The sequence below is a fragment of the Bradyrhizobium sp. LLZ17 genome (assembly GCF_041200145.1).
Lineage (GTDB): Bacteria > Pseudomonadota > Alphaproteobacteria > Rhizobiales > Xanthobacteraceae > Bradyrhizobium.
The window spans coordinates 5,641,555-5,661,214 of record NZ_CP165734.1 but is presented as its reverse complement, the minus strand read 5'-3'; the positions used below and the strand labels follow the sequence as shown (position 1 = coordinate 5,661,214).

Annotated in this window: 16 protein-coding genes and 5 pseudogenes; 6 read left to right on the top strand and 15 right to left on the bottom strand. The window is 65.3% G+C overall.

Features of this window, described 5'->3' with window-relative positions:
• Positions 1-388: 388 nt before the first annotated feature.
• Positions 389-1,572 (bottom strand): annotated as a pseudogene (locus tag AB8Z38_RS27160) (DUF2125 domain-containing protein).
• 110 nt (positions 1,573-1,682) lie between these two features.
• On the opposite strand from AB8Z38_RS27160, the gene AB8Z38_RS27155 reads away from it, so the two are divergent.
• Positions 1,683-2,294 carry a gamma-glutamylcyclotransferase gene (locus AB8Z38_RS27155; protein ID WP_369720782.1) on the top strand — a complete coding sequence of 204 codons (612 nt, stop codon included), beginning with the start codon at positions 1,683-1,685 and terminating at the stop codon, positions 2,292-2,294.
• Here the strand turns inward: AB8Z38_RS27155 and AB8Z38_RS27150 are convergent.
• The 4 genes from AB8Z38_RS27150 to ftsE all read right to left on the bottom strand — a co-directional run bounded on the left by AB8Z38_RS27150 (position 2,291) and on the right by ftsE (position 5,474).
• Complete coding sequence (locus AB8Z38_RS27150) at positions 2,291-3,064, bottom strand: lysophospholipid acyltransferase family protein (RefSeq protein WP_369720781.1); 774 nt, start codon at positions 3,062-3,064, stop codon at positions 2,291-2,293. The two genes, AB8Z38_RS27155 and AB8Z38_RS27150, sit on opposite strands and share 4 nt — an antisense overlap.
• An 11-nt stretch (positions 3,065-3,075) precedes the next feature.
• Positions 3,076-3,780, bottom strand: coding sequence for a YdcF family protein (locus tag AB8Z38_RS27145; protein ID WP_369720780.1), 705 nt, complete (start codon positions 3,778-3,780; stop codon positions 3,076-3,078).
• Positions 3,781-3,853: 73 nt separating this feature from the next.
• Positions 3,854-4,822, bottom strand: a complete 969-nt coding sequence (locus AB8Z38_RS27140; protein ID WP_369720779.1) for a cell division protein FtsX — start codon at positions 4,820-4,822, stop codon at positions 3,854-3,856.
• The gene (gene ftsE / locus AB8Z38_RS27135) at positions 4,815-5,474 is read right to left on the bottom strand and encodes a cell division ATP-binding protein FtsE (RefSeq protein ID WP_200513240.1); all 660 of its coding nucleotides are present in this window, start codon (positions 5,472-5,474) and stop codon (positions 4,815-4,817) included. The genes AB8Z38_RS27140 and ftsE overlap by 8 nt, the downstream gene beginning before the upstream one ends.
• 178 nt (positions 5,475-5,652) lie before the next feature.
• On the opposite strand from ftsE, the pseudogene AB8Z38_RS27130 reads away from it, so the two are divergent.
• Both AB8Z38_RS27130 and AB8Z38_RS27125 read left to right on the top strand, forming a co-directional pair.
• A pseudogene (locus AB8Z38_RS27130) lies at positions 5,653-6,530 on the top strand (MJ0042-type zinc finger domain-containing protein).
• A gap of 46 nt (positions 6,531-6,576) precedes the next feature.
• Positions 6,577-6,945 carry a response regulator gene (locus AB8Z38_RS27125; RefSeq protein ID WP_369720778.1) on the top strand — a complete coding sequence of 123 codons (369 nt, stop codon included), beginning with the start codon at positions 6,577-6,579 and terminating at the stop codon, positions 6,943-6,945.
• A gap of 137 nt (positions 6,946-7,082) precedes the next feature.
• Here the strand turns inward: AB8Z38_RS27125 and AB8Z38_RS27120 are convergent, their stop codons facing one another.
• Positions 7,083-9,710 (bottom strand): TIGR02302 family protein, encoded by a 2,628-nt coding sequence (locus tag AB8Z38_RS27120; RefSeq protein ID WP_369720777.1) that lies wholly within the window; start codon positions 9,708-9,710, stop codon positions 7,083-7,085.
• Positions 9,711-9,887: 177 nt separating this feature from the next.
• Between AB8Z38_RS27120 and AB8Z38_RS27115 the strand changes: the two genes are divergently transcribed.
• Both AB8Z38_RS27115 and AB8Z38_RS27110 read left to right on the top strand, forming a co-directional pair.
• Positions 9,888-10,268 carry a carboxymuconolactone decarboxylase family protein gene (locus AB8Z38_RS27115; protein WP_369720776.1) on the top strand — a complete coding sequence of 127 codons (381 nt, stop codon included), beginning with the start codon at positions 9,888-9,890 and terminating at the stop codon, positions 10,266-10,268.
• A gap of 133 nt (positions 10,269-10,401) precedes the next feature.
• A complete protein-coding gene (locus AB8Z38_RS27110; RefSeq protein WP_369720775.1) occupies positions 10,402-11,310 on the top strand; it encodes an NAD(P)-dependent oxidoreductase in 909 nt (302 codons plus the stop codon).
• A 168-nt stretch (positions 11,311-11,478) separates the two neighbouring features.
• Here the strand turns inward: AB8Z38_RS27110 and lysA are convergent.
• The 3 genes and pseudogenes from lysA to argH form a co-directional block, all read right to left on the bottom strand.
• Positions 11,479-12,745, bottom strand: a pseudogene (gene lysA / locus AB8Z38_RS27105) (diaminopimelate decarboxylase).
• Positions 12,746-12,768: 23 nt separating this feature from the next.
• A complete protein-coding gene (locus tag AB8Z38_RS27100; RefSeq protein ID WP_369720774.1) occupies positions 12,769-13,059 on the bottom strand; it encodes a lipoprotein in 291 nt (96 codons plus the stop codon).
• Between the two features lie 91 nt (positions 13,060-13,150).
• Positions 13,151-14,548, bottom strand: a complete 1,398-nt coding sequence (argH, locus tag AB8Z38_RS27095; protein ID WP_369720773.1) for an argininosuccinate lyase — start codon at positions 14,546-14,548, stop codon at positions 13,151-13,153.
• A 121-nt stretch (positions 14,549-14,669) separates the two neighbouring features.
• On the opposite strand from argH, the pseudogene AB8Z38_RS27090 reads away from it, so the two are divergent.
• A pseudogene (locus AB8Z38_RS27090) lies at positions 14,670-15,340 on the top strand (TlpA disulfide reductase family protein).
• Here AB8Z38_RS27090 and AB8Z38_RS27085 read toward each other — a convergent pair.
• The 6 genes and pseudogenes from AB8Z38_RS27085 to AB8Z38_RS27060 form a co-directional block, all read right to left on the bottom strand.
• The gene (locus tag AB8Z38_RS27085; RefSeq protein WP_369726619.1) at positions 15,337-15,531 is read right to left on the bottom strand and encodes a hypothetical protein; all 195 of its coding nucleotides are present in this window, start codon (positions 15,529-15,531) and stop codon (positions 15,337-15,339) included. The pseudogene AB8Z38_RS27090 and the gene AB8Z38_RS27085 overlap by 4 nt on opposite strands.
• Positions 15,532-15,710: 179 nt before the next feature.
• Positions 15,711-16,591: pseudogene (locus AB8Z38_RS27080) on the bottom strand (3-hydroxybutyryl-CoA dehydrogenase).
• 207 nt (positions 16,592-16,798) lie between these two features.
• The gene (locus tag AB8Z38_RS27075; RefSeq protein ID WP_369720772.1) at positions 16,799-17,743 is read right to left on the bottom strand and encodes an electron transfer flavoprotein subunit alpha/FixB family protein; all 945 of its coding nucleotides are present in this window, start codon (positions 17,741-17,743) and stop codon (positions 16,799-16,801) included.
• On the bottom strand, positions 17,743-18,492 hold the full coding sequence (locus AB8Z38_RS27070) for an electron transfer flavoprotein subunit beta/FixA family protein (RefSeq protein WP_369720771.1): 750 nt from the start codon (positions 18,490-18,492) through the stop codon (positions 17,743-17,745). The genes AB8Z38_RS27075 and AB8Z38_RS27070 overlap by 1 nt, the downstream gene beginning before the upstream one ends.
• Before the next feature lie 124 nt (positions 18,493-18,616).
• Positions 18,617-19,189, bottom strand: coding sequence for a cob(I)yrinic acid a,c-diamide adenosyltransferase (locus AB8Z38_RS27065; protein WP_369720770.1), 573 nt, complete (start codon positions 19,187-19,189; stop codon positions 18,617-18,619).
• Positions 19,190-19,384: a twin transmembrane helix small protein gene (locus AB8Z38_RS27060; RefSeq protein ID WP_369720769.1), complete on the bottom strand. Its 195-nt coding sequence runs from the start codon at positions 19,382-19,384 to the stop codon at positions 19,190-19,192.
• Between the last annotated feature and the right edge of the window lie 276 nt (positions 19,385-19,660).

Sequence of the window (19,660 nt, the reverse complement as noted above, 5' to 3'; positions counted from 1 at the left end):
AATGAGGCCGTGCTTATTCGCGGCGACACGCATCTTCTGCATCACGTTTTACTGACGGTCATGTTCGGAATATTTTCGCTGCCGGGCCGATCCGCACGCGCGCGCGGATTACCGTTAGGCGCGGCGATTCGCGGAGGGCTCGAGGCCATCGTGCCCCCGACATGAGAGAGAGAGAGAGAGAGAGAGAGAGAGAGAGAGAGAGAGAGAGAGAGAGTTGCGGCGCCCCATTCCCGGCACGCGATCGCGTTGGCGCGAAGGCGTCGTGACCGCGTCTCAAATACGGCACCTGTAGCCCGGATGGAGCGCAGCGCAATCCGGGACAGTATCAGCCTTGATCAAGAGCCCCGGATTGCACTGCGCTCCATCCGGGCTACGGGAGAAGCAACAGCTAATACAGCGGCGGGATCTGGCCGACCTTCACCGGGCCGAGCAGCACGGCGCCGTCGACGAATTTCAGCGGGAAGCTGCGGGCCTTCCTGCCCTCGAGCGTACTCTCGGTGCCGATCGAATTGATGCCGGCGGCAACGCCGGCATTGGCATTCTGCTTGATGACCTTGCCGAGTCCGGGAACGGCGCGGTCGAGCGCGCCGAACAAATTGTTGAGGTCCTGCGACTTCACGCCAGGTGCGACACGGTCGAGCGTCGCCTGCGGCACGCCCTCTTCCAGCATCTTGTCGATGCCGAGCGCCGGGATCACCCGCTCGAGGCCGGTTACCGTCATCTGCAATTCGCCGTCGAGTCGGCCATTGGCCGATAGTCCAAGCGTGCCGGCCGCGACCGCGATCATCTCGCCTTGCTGGATCCGCGACTGCACGATCTCGATGTGGCCGCCTGCGGCCTGGATCTCGCGGAAACGCTGCGGCCACGGCTTTGGCGTGAGATCGGAGAGGCCCGTGATCTTCGCACGCGTGTCCGCCTCGAACGGTTCGGCGAGCAGCGGATGCACACCCTGGATGCTGCCCTGCGCGACGTGGAGCACGGTCTCGATGACGGGATGGTCGGACGGCGATCCGTCCGCGAGGCGGCCGTGCAGCTCAACCTGCTTGGCGCGCGCGAGCGGCACCTGGACGCCGCCATCGAGCCGGTTGACACTGAGATCGTCGAACACGAGAGGGCGCGCTCAGGGATCGCCGGCAGGCCAATCACGCTGCTGCGGCCCTTGCTCCAGTTCACCACGAAAGTGTTTTGGCTGACGCCATCGGTCAGGGTCGCGGGCGCCGAGAATTCGGCGATGACATGCCTGGGATCATAGACCTGGGCGACGACCAGAATGTTGTCGAGCTTGGCCGTGAACGGTGTCTTGCTCGCATTCTGCGAGACCAGCGCCACGCTGGCGCCCGAACACTGGACCTCGAAGCGGAACGGGAAGCCCGCGATCGAGCGCTTGGCGCAATCATAGATGCGGCCGGATTTGGCTTCCTGCGCGCGCCAGGCGTCCGCGGCGATCTCGGCCTGCGAGGCGGCATAGAACCAGAAGCCGCTCCAGGCGACGGCGAGGATCAGCAGGAGGACGGGAGCAATGAAGAGGCCCCAACGGGAGCGCCGGCCTGCGGCAACGGTCATATCGGACATGCGGCGACCCTTTGACCCCAGATGATGGCAAATGTAAGCGAGGTTCGGGTGCGACGAAAGGCGGAGAATTCCCTTCGCTTGCGGGCGCGGTTCTGGTAGCCGTGCCCGAAATGTCGGAAATCACCCTCCCCTCCGTCACCACCGCCAAAGGCGACCTCTGGGTGTTCGGCTACGGTTCGCTGATGTGGCGGCCGGGCTTCGCATTCGAGGAGCGCGTCCCGGCGCGGCTGGTCGGCGAGCACCGCGCGCTCTGCGTCTATTCGTTCGTGCACCGGGGCACGCCGGAGCAGCCGGGCCTGGTGCTGGGGCTCGACCGCGGTGGCGCCTGCCGCGGCATTGCCTTCCGCGTCGCCGAGCAGAACCGCGCCGAGGTCGTCGCCTATTTGCGGGCGCGCGAGCAGGTGACGTCGGTCTATCGCGAGGTGATGCGCTCGGTGTGGCTGGAGAACGACGCGCGTGAGCGCGTCTCCGCCCTCGCCTATGTCGTCGATCGCGGCCATGTCCAATATGCCGGACGGCTGTCGCTCACCGAACAGCACCGCCACGTGCTCCAGGGCCACGGCCAGTCCGGCGCCAACCGCGACTATGTCACAGCGACGGTAAAGGCGATCGAGGCCGAAGGCTTTCGCGACACGCAATTGCATCGGCTCGCGGCGATGCTGCATGGCGACGCGCATTCGCTCCACGCAGCGGCGCCGACTGACAATCGGGAAAATCGCTAGCCCCCAGAGCCCGCATAGCTCGGGGCGGAGCCGATCAATCGCTCCTGCTCCTTCCGCCCTGCTTCGATGATGCGCTCACTCGCGCCCTCGATCTCGTCGCGCACGCGCGTGATGTACTCGTCCTTCGCAAGTCCCGGCGGCAGCGGATCGAGAAATTCCACGACCAGCGTTCCGGGATACCGCATGAAGGTGCGGCGCGGCCAGAACAGGCCGGAGTTGAGTGCGACCGGAAGGCATTGCACGCCGCAAGCCGAATAGATCTGGGCAAAGCCGGTCTTGTAGTCCGGCGCCGCACCGGCCGGACGGCGTGTGCCCTCCGGGAAGATCACGAGCTGGCGGCCGCCGCGCACCGCGGCGCGCGCCCGCCGCGTCATGTCCAGCAGCGCCTTGACGCCGGCGCCGCGATCGATCGAGATCATGCCGATTTTTGCCAGGAACTGACCGAACACCGGGATGTGCATGAGCTGGCGCTTGAGGATGAAGATCGGGTGATCGAAAAACGGCATCAGCGCGAACGTTTCCCAGAACGACTGGTGCTTGGCGACCACCACCAGCGGACCCGACGGAATCTTCTCGACGCCGCGGAATTCCACCTTGATGTCGCAGATCACGCGCATGAGAAACTGCGTCGCCTTCGCCCACCATCCCGCGACCGTCAGCAGGGCGCGCGGCGGCATCGCGAAGGTCGGCAGCGCCACGATCGCAAGGCAAACCAGCACGGCGTAGAACAGCACGTTGAACACGAGCGAGCGCAGGAAAATCAGCAACATCCACAATCCGATCAATTGGCCTGTGCGGTGGCGGGCCGCTTTGGTTGCAGGCCCGCTGGCTGCTCCGACATCTCGGGCGAAAGGTCAATCCCGAAATCCTCCAGCCGGATCCTGAGCTCGGCAGCGATGTACTTGACATATTCCGACAGCAACAGCCGGAGCGTGGAGGACGAGGTCCACCACGGCTCATCGCGCCATTTGTCGCCGACCACCGCGAATGGGACCAGAACCGTCCCCGGCATCGCATGCGAGAACTCCACCAGCGCGCGCGGCATGTGATAGTTCGAGGTGACCACGATCAGCGATTTGAAGCCGCGCCCCTCGGCCCAGCGCCGCGCCTCAGCCGCGTTGCCGCGGGTCGTGAGCGCGGTGCGATCGAGATCGACGCAGCAGGTCATGAAGGACTGGTTCTCCGGCAGGGTCCGGGAGATGTCGCCTGCGGTCGAGGCCGGATGCACGCCCGAGATCAGGAGCCTCTTGCCATAGCCGGCCGCCAAGAGCTCCATCGCGTCCGATACGCGCGAGGAGCCGCCGGTCAGCACCACGATGCCATCCGCCTTGCGGCCCGGCGCGATCTCGGCACCGCGCAATTGCGACAGGAACGCGAAGAAGCCCGCCGCCGCGCCGACGAAAACCAACGCGACCACCGACACGACGGCCGCGCGCAGCCAGCCGCGCGGCAGGTTCGGCGATTGATCGTCGGTCGGCGAGGTCATGCGATGTCGGTGATCCCTTCCCCGGGGTGATTTTAAGATGTTTTAAGGCGAAGTGGAGTCTGGTTTTTTTGGCTCAATCGACGTCATTCAGTGTCGCGAACAGCGTCTGGCGCGAGGCGACCGCGGTGATCGCGCCGATCAGCACCGCCTGCACCGCGAGCACGACATAGCCCGACGGCCGCAGCGAAAAGGTGCCGAGCAGGGCCGCGAACTGGTCGCCGACAGGGGTACCGGAAAACCAGCCGGCGATCGACTCGGAGAAGCCGAACACCAGCATGGCGACGCCGCCGCCGATCACGCCGCCTTCGAGACCGAGCCTGAGGAAATGCCGCAGGAAACGGTTGGCGATATAGCGGTCGCCGGCGCCGACGAAATGCAGGACCTCGACGATCGGACGGTTCGCCGCCATGGCGCCACGGGTTGCGAACGAGACCGAGATGATGGTCGCGACGATGACGAGGGCGAGGATGCCGATGCCCGCGAGTACGGTGGCGCTGGTCATCGAGCGCATCCGTTCGATCCAGGCGCGATGATCGTCGACGCTGGCGCTTGGCGTCACCTGCGTCACACGCGCGCGCAAGGCGCCGAGATCGAGCGCCGTGCCCGGCTGCACGCGGGCAATGATCATCCGCGGGATCGGCAGGTCGTCCATCGACAGCCCGGTGCCGAGCCAGGGCTCGAGCAGCTTGCCGCTCTCCTCCTTGGTGAACGGCTTGACCTCGACGATGCCCGTTTGCGCCCGCATCGCTTCGGTGACGGCGGCGGTGTCGCGCTCGATGTCGCGTCCCGGTTGCGGGCGGATCTGGATAGTGATCTCGCTCGCGACATCCGACTGCCATTCCGCGGCAGAGGCGCTGACCAGCAGCACCGTGCCGGTCGTCATCGAGGCGAGGAAGGTCATGATGGCGACGACGGCGACCAGCGCGCGGCCATGAATCGAGGCGCGCGGCACGATCGGCGACATGTTGCGCGCCCGCGGCGGAAGCTGCGGACGTTCCTGTCCGAGATCGACCAGCACGCCGCGCTCGTCGGTCCTATTCATAAACGTGCAACCGTCCCTGGTGCAGCACGAAGCGGCGCGCCTCGTACTGGTCCATCAGCGCGATGTCGTGGGTCGCGATGATGACGGCGGTGCCGGACTTGTTGAGTTCGATGAACAGCCGCAGCAAGCGTCGCCCGAGCGTCGGATCGACGCTGCCGGTCGGCTCGTCCGCGAGCAGCAGCTGCGGCCGCGAGATCACCGCGCGCGCGATCGCGGCGCGCTGCTTTTCGCCGCCGGACAGGATCGGCGGCAGCGCGTCCATGCGCTCGCCCAGCCCGACCCACCGCAGCAAGTCGATCACCTCCTTGCGATAGCTGGATTCGCTGCGGCCCATGACGCGGAACGGCAGCGCCACGTTCTCGTAGGTCGTCATGTGGTCGAGCAGGCGGAAATCCTGGAGCACGATGCCGATGCGCTTGCGCAAATCGGCGATCTCGTCCTTGCCAAGCTGGGAGATGTCGTGGCCGAACAGATTGACGAGGCCGCGCGTCGGCCGATGCGACAGGAACAGCAGGCGCAGCAACGAGGTCTTGCCGGCGCCGGACGGGCCAGTGAGGAACTGGAAGGAATGCGCCGGGATCTGGAAATTGAGGTCGCGCAGGATCTCCGGCCCCAGGCCGTAACGCAATCCGACATTTTCGAACCGAACCAAGCTCAGCTCCGTTCGAGGGTGGAGACGGCGCCCGCCGCGAAGTTTCGCCGCATGCGATCAACGGGTTGTGCGACCGTTATGGTTTCCGGTTCGTTAACGGTCGCCTTGTAGCATCCAGGACGCCCGGTCTTGCGCGATTGGGTCATTGCCAAGATTCTCCATGCATCAAGGCTCGTCCATGCATATCGTCTGCCCTCATTGTACGACATCCTACGCCATCAAGCTTGCGAGCCTTGGGGCCAACGGGAGGACGGTCCGTTGCTCCCGCTGCAAAGAGACCTGGATGGCGCATCCCGAGGATGCGATCGAGGAGGCGGCGGTGCCGGCCCTGGCGGCCGCGAGCCAGGCCGACGACCAGTCCGACCTCGCCGATCAGTGGAACTCCTACGCCCAGGACGACGGCGCGGCCGAGACCCCGATGGTCGAGAGCCCCTCGATCGCCGGCGACTGGCCTGCCGAGGACGCTCAGGAGACCGACGACGATTGGTCGGCAGCGCCCTCCTCCGATGAGGACGACAACATCGGCGAGCAGCACCAGTCCTGGTTCCGCAGCCTGTTCCCCGCCGCGGCGCACGGATCAGCCGCCCGGCCGCGACCCCGGCGAGGCGCAAATCCCATGTCGGCCTGCCGACCGCCTGCGCCGCCATGGGTGCGCTGGTGCTGGCACTGGTCATATGGCGTGTCGACACGGTGCGGCTGCTGCCGCAGACGGCGGCGTTCTACAAGATGGTCGGGTTTGATGTGAACCTGCGCGGGCTGGCCTTCAAGGACGTCAAGCTTTCGAGCGAGACGGTGGATGGCAAGCAGGTGCTGGTGATCGAGGGCGTGATCGTCGGCCAGGGCAAGAAGGCGCTCGATATCCCGCGCCTGCGTTTCGCCGTACGCGACGCGCAGGGCGCCGAAATCTACGCATGGAATACGGTGCTGGAACAGACCGTGTTGCAGCCCGGCGAGCGCGCCTTCTTCAGGTCGCGCCTGGCTTCGCCGCCGCCGGAAGGCCGCAATATCGACGTTCGTTTCTTCAACCGCCGCGACATTGCCGGCGGTAGCGTATAATCCGTGCCGAGGGTGTCGCACGAGAGTTGGTCCCAAGGTTGATCTCATGCCGAAAATCTTGATCGCCGACGACGAGGATTCGATGCGCCAGCTCGTGGCGCGCGCCATCGCCATGGACGGCCACGAGATCGTCACCGCGCAGGACGGCGCCGAGGCGCTGGAGATCCTGACCCGCGAGGACGGTGCGTTCGATCTGTTGCTCACCGACATCCAGATGCCGGTGATGGACGGCATCGCGTTGGCGCTCTCGGCCGCGCGCGATTTTCCCGAGCTGACGATTTTGCTCATGACCGGATATGCCGACCAGCGCGAGCGCGCTTCGAACCTCAATGCGCTGGTGCATGACGTCGTGACAAAGCCATTCTCGGTCGCCGACATCCGCACGGCGGTCGCGGACGCGCTGAAAAAGGGGTAGCGGGCGGCGGCGACGTATTCCGCTGTCATGCCCCGCGAAAGCGGGGCATCCAGTACGCCGCAGCCTATCGGTTGAACGACGACCGTCACGGAGTACTGGATCGCCCGCCTGCGCGGGCGATGACACTGAGTATGGTGTCAAAAATCCTTCAGCAGCCGCTCGATATAGTCGAGCTCGATCTGCGGGCGCGAGGGATCGCCGAGGCGGCGACGGAGTTCCTCGAGGATGCGGCGGACGCGCTGGACGTCGATCTCGCCGGGGATCTTGACCGTGTAATCATCGCCGAATTCGCGGCCGTGCAGCGGACGGCCGAGCGGGTCGGTCTGGTTGCCGCCGCTCTGCTGCCGGCCGGCGCGATTGCCGGGGCCATCGCCCTGGCCGTCGCCGTCACCCTGCTGCATCCCCTCGGCCATCTTCTGCGCGCCTTTGCGCATCGCCTCGAGCGCCTTGCCCTGAGAGTCCACGGCGCCGTCGGCATTGCCCTCGCCGAGCTTGCTGCCGGCGTCTCCCATGGCGCCGTCGGCGGCGTCGAGCCCGCCGTCGTCATCGCCCTGGTCGGCGTCCTGATCGCCGTTCTGGCCGGGCTGGCCCTGGTCGCCTTGTTGACCCTGTTGCCCCTTCTGTCCCTGCTGACCTTTCTGGCCCTTCTGGGCGAGGCCGCGCTTGGCCATTTCGTCCTGGAGCTTCTTCAGGCGGTCGCGCAGGCCCTGCTGGTCTTGCTGCAGATCCGACATCGACTGGTCGCCCGGCTGCTGCTTGCCGCGCATGCGGTCGCGCCGGGAGTCCTGGCCCTGCTTGTAGGTCTTGTCGCGCAACTGCTGCTGCTTGCGAATCATGTCGCCGAGCTCGTTGAGCGCCTGCTCCATGTCGCTCTCGCCGGACTGTCCCGGCTGCGCCATCTGAAGACCCTCCAGCATCTGCTGGAGCTGGTCGAGCAGCTGCTTGGCCGCATCCTTGTCGCCGGAGCGCGACAGGCGCTCCATGCGGTCGATCATGTTCTGGAGATCCTGCTGGCGCAGGATCTTCGTGTTCGGATCAAGCGGCCGCGCGAGATTTTGCGCATCCTTGTTGTTGCGGAACTGCTCGGCGAGCTGGCGCATGAAATTGTCCAGCGCCGCGCGCAAATCCTGCGTGAGCTTTTTGATCTCCTCGTCGCTGGCGCCGCGCTCCAACGCCTGCTTCAGTGCGTCCTGCGCCGCGCGCAGCGCCTTCTCGACGTCGGAGATATTGCCGTCCTCGATGGTCACCGCGAGCGCCCACAGGCTCGCCACGACTTCGCGCATGGCGTCATCGGTGCGCGCCGCCTCGAGCTGGCGCGCGACGTTGTAGAGGCCGAGATATTGGCCGGTTTCCTGGGTGAACAATTCAGGCGCGATCATCAGCGCGTCGAGCGCGGTGTAGACGTCCGAATTCCTGTTGGCATCGAGCGCGAGGATGCGGCGCTGCTCGATCAGCGCGCGCGCCAGCGGCTTGGTGAACAGCCGCTCGGGCAGGCGCATGTTGAACGGCTCGCTCTTGGCCTCGTTGCCGGCCTCGTCCTTGGCCGTGAGCGTCAGCGTGACATCGGCGCCGGCATAGGGATCCTCGCTGAGATCCTTGACGGTCTGACCGACGCCGTTGCGGGTGCGCGCATTCGGCAGCACCAGCGGAAACTGCGGCGGCTGGAACAGTGGCCGCGCGGCGGTCTTGCTGTCGCCGTCCTTGCCGGCGTCTTTTGCGTCGCTGGAACGCGGAGCAATTTGCGCTTCGGCGCCGGTGACGCCGTAATCGTCCTCGATCTTGTAGACGAGCTGGAGCGCGCCGCGCGCCTGGCGCTCCGGATCCTTGGCGAGCGCGATCGTCGGCGGTCGGTCCGGTGTCGCCGCGAACGCCCATTGCGGCTGGCCGGAGGGCGCGCGGACATGGGCGGTGCCGTCACCGGTGATGGTAAAATGCTTCTCGTTGGTGCCCTTGGGCGTGGCTTCAGCGGGGGCAACCTCCTTGAGGCCGCCGGAGACGGCGACATCCAGGCTGCCGCCGGAGGAGCGCACGATCAGGGTCGAGCCGGCGGGCACGGCGAGCGGGCCCGACGCCGGCAGTGCCGCGGCTTCCTTGTTGGCCGCCGACAGGATCACCGGCGGCTTTCCGGTGTAGACCGGCGGGGTGACCCAGGCGTCGACGCGAATATTCGTGGGCGCCAGCACGCCGTTCCAGTCAAAAGCAGCGCCCAGCCGCATCGCGCGCTCGTCGCCGGCGGCGAAGAAGGTGGCGACCAGCATCACCATGACCAGCGCACGCAGCGCCCAGGGATCGTGGATCGCGAGCCGCGGCTTGGGCAAACCGGCGCGGATACGCGTGAGCGAGGCCAAGGTGCGCTCGCGCTGGGCCTGCCACAGCGCCCGCGCAACTGGGTCCTGCGAGCTCAGCGTGTCCGTCAGCGTGGTGGCGGGGCGGTGGCGGACGCCCGAGCCACGGTCGAGCCGAGCCAGCGCCTCCTCGCGGCGCGGCCAGCGAAAGCGAATCAGCGGGAAAAGGGCGGCCGCAGCGATGCCGGCGAAAACGACGAGGCCGATCGCGCGAGCAATGGAGGGGAGCGCCAGCCAGAGACCAGCCCAGGACACCACCAGAAACAGGCCGGCGACGGTCAGAACGCGCGCCAGATTCGGCCAGGCACGCTCCCATGCGATGGCATAAGTGGCCCGGTCGAGGGCCTGCGCCAGCTTCAGCCGCGACACAGCGTCGTCGTCACGGATCGGGTCTGACGGGTCGGGGATGACGCCGTTCAATCAACTCTCCAGGTTGCCCGGTGAGTGGAGCGTATCACAACGGCAGCACTGAGGCATCCGTTCCTGTACGGGACATCCCCCTTTTCCCGCATAACACGAGGACGTGACTGCTCCGGCCCAACCCCGTAGTTTCCGCGGCGCCATTCAAGGAAAACGCAACGGAATAGAGGGAACACCATGGACAAGAAGATGCATGACAAGGGCCTGCAAGTCCGTAAAGCGGTGCTGGGAGAAGCCTATGTCAACAATGCCCTGAAGAACGTCGACGACTTCAACCGTCCGTTCCAGGAGATGCTCAACGAATATTGCTGGGGCACGGTGTGGGGCCGTGACGAGCTGCCGCGCAAGACCCGCAGCATGCTCAACATCGCGATGATCGCGATCCTGAATCGCCAGCACGAGTTTCGCGCGCATCTCAAGGGTGCGCTGACCAATGGCGTGACGCGCGACGAAATCCGCGAGATCCTGATGCAGGTCGCGATCTACGGCGGCATGCCGGCGGCGGTCGACAGCTTTCGAATCGCGCGCGAGGTGTTCGCCGAGCTCGAAAAGGACTAAAGCACGGTTAGCTTCAACGCATTGCTCCGTCGTTGCGAGCGAAGCGAAGCAATCCAGAATCCCTCCGCGGAAACATTCCTGGATTGCTTCGTCGCTTCGCTCCTCGCAATGACGGCGGGAGGAAAAAACCACCATGGACATCGGATTCATCGGCCTCGGAAACATGGGATTCCCGATGGCGCGGCGGCTGATCGAGGCGGGCCACCGGCTCGTCGTATTCGACACGCGCAAGGAGGTCGTCGGGAAGCTGGTGGCGCGCGGCGCAAAAAGTGCAACGTCGCCGAAGGACGTCGCCGACCAGGTCGAGACGGTGATGGCGAGCCTGCCGTCGCTGCAAGCGTCGCTCGAGGTCGCAACCGGGTCGAACGGCGTGATCGAGGGGAGCCGCGCAAAACGCTTCGTCGATCTGTCAACCGTCGGCTCGCAGATGGCGTCGAAGATTCACGGCCTCCTGGCGAAGCAAAACATCGTGCAGATCGACTGCCCGGTCTCCGGCGGCGTCGGCGGCGCCGAGAAGGGCACGCTGGCGGTGATGGTGTCCGGGCCGAAGGCGGAGTTCGAGCTTCTCAAGCCGGCGCTCGAAATCATCGGAAAAGTATTCTTCATCGGCGAGAAGCCGGGCGCGGCGCAGACGATGAAGCTCGCCAACAATTTCCTGTCCGCGACCGCGATCGTGGCGACATCGGAGGCCGTGGTGATGGGCGTCAAGGCCGGACTCGATCCGGCCGTGATGATCGACGTCATCAATTCCGGCTCCGGCATGAACACCGCGAGCCGCGACAAGTTTCCGCGCTCGGTGCTGCCGCGGACCTTCGACTTCGGCTTTGCGACCGGATTGATGGTGAAGGACGTGCGGCTGGCGCTCGCGGAGATGAAGCAGCTCGGGCTGTCGATGGAGGTCGCCGACGCGGTCGGGCGTCTCTGGGAGACCGTGATCAGTGCGGAAGGCGCCGAGTCCGATTTCACCGCTGCGATCAAGCCGATCGAGAAGAAGGCGGGCGTGGTTGTGGGCGGGAAGAGCGGTGGATCGGCCGGAAAGTAGCGCGCCACACTCTCCTGGTCGTCCCGGCGAAGGCCGGGACCCATAGCCACAGGGAGGAGTTTGACGAAGACTCGCGTTTGCCAGCATCGCGCCACAAGCTCTGCCCGGGGTTATGGGTCCCGGCCTTCGCCGGGACGACACCGAATTAGTTGAAGCGCGGTATCGCCCTCACAGCCACGGCGCCGGCTTGTCCATCGCGATCAACTGCTCGACCTCGACACGCGGACGCACCACCGCATACTGGTCGCCCTTCACCAGCACCTCGGGTACCAGCGCCCGCGTATTGTAGGTGCCGGCCTGCACCGCGCCGTAGGCACCGGCCGTCATGATGGCGATGAGATCGCCCGGCTTCGGCGTCGGCAAAGTGCGATCGAGTGCGAGATAGTCGCCGGTCTCGCAGACCGGACCGACGACATCGGCCGTGATCGTGGCGGCGCCGTTCGCCGGCTGCGTCACCGGCAGGATGTCGTGATGCGCCTCGTACAGCGTCGGCCGGATCAAATCGTTCATGGCGGCGTCGATGATGACGAAATTCTTGCCGTCGCCATGCTTCACATAGATCACCTTGGCGACCAGAATTCCGGCGTTGCCGACGATCATGCGGCCCGGCTCGAACATCAACGTGCATCCAAGATTGTGGCTGACGCGCTTGACCATGGCGGCATAGACGTCCGGCGCAGGCGGCGCCTCGCGGTCCATGTAGTAGGGAATGCCGAGGCCGCCGCCAAAATCGACATGCGATATGTCGTGACCGTCGGCACGCAGCGTCTGCACGAACTCGGCGAGGATGCGGAACGCGGTCTCCATGCCGGAGAGATCGGTGATCTGGCTGCCGATATGCACGTCGGTGCCGGTCACCTGGATGCCCGGCAGCTTGGCGGCGCGCGCATAGACCTCGCGGGCATGCGCGATCGGGATGCCGAACTTGTTCTCGGACTTTCCGGTCGAGATCTTTGCGTGCGTGCCGGCATCGACGTCCGGGTTGACGCGGATGGAGATGCGCGCGGTCTTGCCCATCTCGGTCGCAATGCGCGACAGCAGATCGAGCTCAGGCTCGGATTCTGACGTTGAGACAGAGGATGTCGGCAGCAAGCGCGGCGCGCAGCTCGTCTTCCGTCTTGCCGACCCCGGAGAACAGGATTTTGGTGGCGGGGATGCCGGCGGCCAGCGCGCGCTTCAGTTCACCGCCCGAGACCACGTCGGCGCCGGCGCCGAGCTTGGCCAGCGTGCGCAGCACCGACTGGTTGGAGTTCGCCTTCATGGCGTAGCAAACCAGCACCTTCTCGCCGGCGAAGGCGTCGGTGAAGACACGATAGTGCCGCTCGAGCGTTGCGGTCGAATAGCAATAAAAGGGCGTGCCGACGGTTGCGGCGAGCTCGGACAGGTTCACCGCCTCGGCGTGCAGCACGCCGTTGCGGTAGTCGAAATGGTTCATGGCGTTGGCTCAGTTGCGCCGGCTCATCTGCCGGGTTTGTCGTCCAGGAGCGGGTCGAGGATAAACGATTTCTTCCTGCCCTTGCTTGCCGCCGGCGCCGCGTCCACACCATAGCTGGGATTGAACAGGCTCGGCGTCTTCTGGGCTTCGGTCTCGGTGTCGGTCGGCGCTGCGATGTTGGCCGTGGACGCGTTGGAGGCGGTCGGCGGCAGGTCGAGCGGACCCTTGCGGCCGCAGCCGGCAAGCGCGAGCGCGCTCAGGCTCAAGACAATAATGGCCCACCCCGAGCCGGCCGGGCGAAACTTTGACGTCACGACGAAATCCCCATTACGGAGCGCACCATACAGAGATTGGCGCGCGCTGGCGAGAGCCGGAGGACCATGAAACATAAGCGAAATTTTGCCCTCAGCCCAATTTTCGCTCTTTTTCCAGCCGCTTCACCCAGGCCTTGGCTTGAGCCGCCACGTTCTTCGGCGCGGTGCCGCCAAAGCTGGTGCGGCTCTTCACCGAGGATTCGACCGAGAGCACGCCGAGCACGTCTTTGGTGATCCTGGGCTCGATCGCCTGCATCTCTTTGAGGGGGAGCTCATGCAGAGCCACGCCGCCCTCGGCGGCCTTGGCCACGATGCGGCCGGTGACGTGGTGAGCTTCGCGGAACGGCATCTTCAGCGTCCGCACCAGCCAGTCGGCGAGATCGGTCGCGGTGGCATAGCCCTCGCCCGCCGCCGCCTTCATCTTGGCCTCGTCGGGGACGAGATCGCGGACCATCCCGGTCATAGCGCGGATCGCCAGCGACAGCGCGGCAAAGCCCTCCATGGTGCCCTGCTTGTCCTCCTGCATGTCCTTTTGATAGGCGAGCGGCAGACCCTTCATCACGATCAGCAGGCCGTTGAGCGCGCCGATGACGCGGCCGGTCTTGGCGCGCACGAGTTCGGCGGCGTCCGGGTTGCGCTTCTGCGGCATGATCGAGGAGCCGGTGGTGAACTTGTCGCTGAGCCGGATCATGCCGACCAGCGGCGAGGTCCAGATCACGATCTCTTCGGCAAAGCGCGACATGTGCACGGCACAGATCGAGGCTGCCGACAGCGTCTCCAGCACGAAGTCGCGGTCGGAGACCGCGTCAAGCGAGTTCGCCATCGGGCGGTCGAACAGAAGCGCCTTTGCGGTCGCATGGCGGTCGATCGGGAACGAGGTGCCGGCGAGCGCGGCGGCGCCGAGCGGGGATCTGTTGAGCCGCTTGCGCGCGTCCTGGAAACGGCCGCGGTCGCGTGCGGCCATCTCGACATAGGCGAGCAGATGGTGGCCGAAGGTGACGGGCTGCGCGGTCTGCAGATGCGTGAAGCCGGGCATCACGGTCGCGGCATGTTCGAGCGCGCGATTGACCAGCGCCGCCTGGAACGTGGCGAGCGCGGCGTCGGTCTCGTCGAGGATGTCGCGGACATAGAGACGGAAATCGGTCGCGACCTGGTCGTTGCGGGAGCGCGCCGTGTGCAGGCGGCCGGCCGCGGGGCCGATCAGGTCCGACAGGCGGCTCTCGACATTCATGTGAATGTCCTCGAGCGCGCGCTTGAACTCGAAGCCGCCCTTGCCGATCTCTGACAAAATCGTGTCTAGACCCTTGCCGATATTTTTCGCATCACTGGCCGTGATGATGCCTTGCGCGGCAAGCATCGCGGCGTGGGCCTTGGACGCGGCAATGTCCTGGGCGTAGAGGTGACGATCGACGTCGATAGAGACGTTGATCTCTTCCATGATCTCATCGGGGCGTTCCGAGAACCGGCCGCCCCACATCTTGTTGCTCATGATCCCCTGCTCACGCCTTGCTGGTCGCCGCACGTTTGCTGGCGGGAGCCAGCCGTATTAAGAGGCCCCTGATAGCCATATCTGCGACCGGATGACAAACGATATGCTCGACCCCAACGATATGCTCGACCAGCGAAGGGCCCGGTCGGCCACGCGCCGCATCCCCCTCGTCGTCGCCGCCGTGGTGGTCGGGGGGCTGGCCTCCTTCGCTGCGCTGTATGGGCTGGGCCTGAGCCGGCCCCTGGGGGCGATCCGATCTGCCGGGCGGCGGTCGCGACGGCCCAGAAGATCGCCCCACTCGCCCGCGGCGAGGTGGCGGCGCTGACAATGGCGAGCACGCCCCTGAAGCTGCCGGACCTCGCTTTCGAGGATGCCGACGGCAAGCCGAAAAAGCTGTCCGACTTCCGCGGCAAGACCCTGCTGGTCAACCTCTGGGCCACCTGGTGCGTGCCCTGCCGCAAGGAAATGCCGGCGCTGGACCAACTCCAGGCCAAGCTCGCGGGGCCGAATTTCGAGGTGGTGGCGATCAATATCGACACCCGCGACCCCGAGAAGCCGAAAAAATTCCTGAAGGAGGCCAGCCTGACCCGGCTCGGCTATTTCAATGACCAGAAAGCCAAGGTTTTCCAGGACCTTAAGGCCATAGGCCGGGCCTTGGGCATGCCGACCTCGGTGCTGGTCGATCCGCAGGGCTGCGAGATCGCGACGATCGCGGGACCGGCGGAATGGGGGAGCGACGACGCACTCAAGCTGATCCGCGCCGCGCTGGGCCCGGCCGCAGCCGCACTTTAGGCAGTGACGTTGAGATTACCGCCGACGCTCGCGCCGACATTGGCAAGCGAGGGCTGGCCGGCGCCGAGCAGCGTCAGAACCGCGGATTTTTCCGCATCCGCATTCTGCTTCATCAGCGTCGCCGCGATATTCGACTGCAGCGCGCCCTGCTGAGAGGCCAGCATGGTGCTGACCATCGCCATCGTATCCATACGCAAACCCTCTTGCGAGCGGTAAGCTACCGGCGTGCGGTTAACGCGGCATGAATTGTCGGGAAGCGCGGTGGGGTGGGCAAAGCAAAGCGAAGCGTGCTCACCGATCGTCATGGCGATTGCAGAGACATGGTGGACACCGGCGCTTTGCGCCTTTGTCCCCCCGCGGCAGGCTTGCCTTAGCGGGTCGGAACCGGCTTGGCGCCGCGGTAGTCGTAGAAGCCGCGCTGGGTCTTGCGGCCGAGCCAGCCTGCTTCGACGTATTTCACCAGCAGCGGGCACGGTCGGTACTTGAGTCGGCCAAGCCCTCATGCAGCACCTGCATAATCGACAGGCAGGTATCGAGGCCGATGAAATCGGCGAGCTCGAGCGGGCCCATCGGATGGTGCGCCCCCAACTTCATCGCGGCGTCGATCGCCTCGACGTTGCCGACGCCTTCATACAGCGTGTAGATCGCCTCGTTGATCATCGGCAGCAGGATGCGGTTGACGATGAAGGCCGGAAAATCCTCGGAGACCGCGACCTGCTTGCCGAGCTTGGCGACGAATTCCTTGGACGCCTCGAAGGTCGAATCGTCGGTGGCGATGCCGCGGATCAGTTCGACCAGTTCCATCAGCGGCACCGGATTCATGAAGTGAATGCCGATGAAGCGCTCGGGCCGGTCGGTCGCGGCGGCAAGCCGCGTGATCGAGATCGAAGACGTATCGGAGGCGACGATCGCCTCCGGCTTCAACACCGCGCAGAGCTCGTGAAATATCTTGCGCTTGACCTCTTCCTTCTCGACCGCGGTCTCGATCACGAGATCGCAGTCGGCAAGGTCGTCGAGCTTCTCGGCAAGCTTGATACGTCCGACCGCCGTGGCCTTGTCGTCTTCGGTGACCGCCTTCTTCGAGACCTGGCGCGCCAGATTGCCGTTGATGGTGGCCATGCCCGACTTGAGGCGATCGCCCGAGATGTCGTTGAGGACCACGTCGAAGCCGGCCAGCGCCGCGACATGCGCGATGCCACTGCCCATCTGCCCCGCGCCGATCACGCCGACCTTCTTGATCACTGCCGCCATAATGTCATCCACCGGAACGGCGCGCAGATCGCGCCTGCCTAATCCCCTGAGCCGGGAGGCCTGATTTTATCAGAAGCATGATTTAATCAGAATCTCGGCTCGAAACCTAGATTGGATCGCTTCCCCGGCGTGCCCCACGCCCAAGAAAACGCCGCAAAGAAACACCGGCCGGAGTATAGCACTCCGGCCGGTGTTTTTACTGCGTTTTTACTTGCCGAGCTTGCCGAGCGCCTCGGTGAGCTCAGGAACCGCTTGATAGAGGTCGGCGACCAGGCCGTAATCGGCGACCTGGAAGATCGGCGCGTCCTCGTCCTTGTTGATCGCGACGATGACCTTGGAATCCTTCATGCCCGCCAGATGCTGGATCGCGCCGGAAATGCCGACCGCGACATAGAGCTCGGGAGCCACCACCTTGCCGGTCTGGCCGACCTGCCAGTCGTTTGGCGCATAGCCGGCATCGACCGCCGCGCGCGAGGCGCCGACGCCGGCGCCGAGCTTGTCGGCGAGCGGCTCGATGTACTTGGCGAAGTTCTCGCGGCTCTGCATGGCGCGGCCGCCGGAGACGATGATCTTGGCCGAGGTCAGCTCGGGGCGGTCGCTCTTGGCGACTTCCTCGCCGACGAAGGACGACAGGCCCGGATCGGCCGCAGCTGCGACGGTCTCGACCGGCGCGCTGCCACCTTCGGCAGCCGCCGCGAAGGTGGAGGTGCGGACCGTGATGACCTTCTTGGCGTCCTTCGACTTCACGGTCTGGATGGCGTTGCCGGCATAGATCGGACGCTCATAGGTGTCGGGGGCGATAACCTTGGTGATCTCCGAAACCTGCATCACGTCGAGCAGGGCTGCGACACGCGGCATCACGTTCTTGAAGCGCGAGGTCGCGGGCGCGACGATCGCATCATAGCCGGGGGCCAGCGCGACGATCAGCGCGGCCAGCGGCTCGGCGAGATCGTGCGCGTAAAGCGCGCCGTCGGCGAGCAGCACCTTCTTGACGCCTGCGAGCTTGGCGGCAGCATCCGCCGCGGCCTTGGCGTTCTCACCGGCGACCAGCACCTCGACATCCGCGCCGAGCGCGGCGGCCGCGGTCAGGGCCTTGTTGGTCGCATCCTTCAGCGACGCATTGTCGTGTTCGGCAATCAGAAGCGTCGTCATCAGAGCACCCCGGCTTCGTTCTTGAGTTTCGAGACCAGCTCGGCGACGTCCTTGACCTTGACGCCGGCCTTGCGGCCCGCGGGCTCCGTGGTCTTGAGAACTTCGAGGCGCGCAGTGAGATCGACGCCGTAATCGGCGGCGGTCTTGTCCGCAATCGGCTTCTTCTTGGCCTTCATGATGTTGGGCAGCGACGCATAGCGCGGCTCGTTGAGACGCAGATCGGTGGTGACGATCGCCGGTCCCTTGAGCTTGACGGTCTGCAAGCCGCCGTCGACTTCGCGGGTGACCTTGAAGTCTGAACCTTCAACCTCGAGCTTCGAGGCAAACGTCGCCTGCGACCAGCCGAGCAGTGCGGCCAGCATCTGGCCGGTCTGGTTGCTGTCGTCGTCGATCGCCTGCTTGCCCAGGATGATCAGGCCAGGCTGCTCTTCTTCCGCGATCTTCTTCAGGATCTTGGCCACGGCGAGCGGCTCGACTGCGCCTTCCGCCTTCACCAGGATGCCGCGATCGGCGCCCATGGCGAGACCGGTGCGGATCGTCTCCGAGGCCTGCGCCGGTCCGATGGAGACCACCACGACCTCTGTGGCCTTGCCGCCTTCCTTCAGGCGCAGCGCTTCCTCGACCGCGATTTCGTCGAACGGGTTCATCGACATCTTGACGTTGGCGAGTTCAACTCCCGATCCATCGCTCTTGACGCGGACCTTGACGTTGTAATCGACCACCCGCTTTACCGGCACTAAGACCTTCATCGATCCTCTTTCACTCAATTTGGGAAGGGGGTTATCAACTGGCGCGGAACCTAAAGGCCTGATCCGGCCCGGTCAACGCGCGAAGGGGCCTAAATTTAGCCCCTGAAATGCTGATCTCGATGGGTCAGCGATTCTGGCCCGGAACCCAGAGCACGTCGCCGGCGCCATTCTGGTTAGCCGCGCGGCTCGCCACGAACAGGAGATCCGACAGGCGGTTCATATATTGGATGCCAGCGGCGCCCACCGCCTCGCCCGGCTGGGCCGCCAGTTCCACCATGACGCGTTCCGCCCTGCGGCAAATTGTACGCACGACATGAAGGTGGGCTGCCGCCGGAGTCCCGCCCGGCAGCACGAAAGAGGTAAGCGGCGCCAGCTTGTCGTTGAGCGCGTCGATGTCGCGCTCGAGCCGCTCGACCTGGCTTGCCACAACCCGCAGCCGTTCGGCTTTGCCTTCACGCTCGGGCACCGCGAGGTCGGCGCCGAGATCAAACAGATCGTTCTGAATGCGGCCGAGCATTGCATCGAGTTCAGGCGCGTCCTTTGTGTGGAGCCGCACCACGCCGATCGCAGCGTTGGTTTCGTCGACGGTGCCATAGGCCGCGATGCGCAGATCATATTTCGGACGGCGCTCGCCGGAGCCGAGCGCCGTCGTGCCATCGTCACCGGTTTTCGTATAGATGCGGTTCAACCTGACCATCTAGTGCCCCATCGCCCAGACCGCGAGCATGGCGATGACGATCGCCACGAACTGAAGCAGCACGCGCCAACGCATCAGCTTCTGCGAGGTGTTGGGCGAGCCGCCGCGCATCATGTTGACCAGACCCAGCAGCAGCACGATCGCCACGGCGCCGGCCGCCACCGGAAGGATGAAGGTACTCAAAAGGGATGCCATTCGCCGTAGATAACACCGTGTTTGCGGATGCGCCATCGCCTCAATCCGGTCGTTCGGTGCGATGCGAGGCATCGAGCCCGGAATCGATACTCAGCACCTGCGCCGCCGCTGGATGGATTCGGGGTTGGCGCTTCGCGCGCCCGGAATGACAAAGGGGCGCTGCGCGATCTGGCTTTTAGCCCAATAATATCAGATGGTAGGGGATGATTTCCGATTTGCGCCAATTGCCTTTCTTCTTCGCCTCTCCTCGCACCCGGGGCGAGGGACTGGCACCAG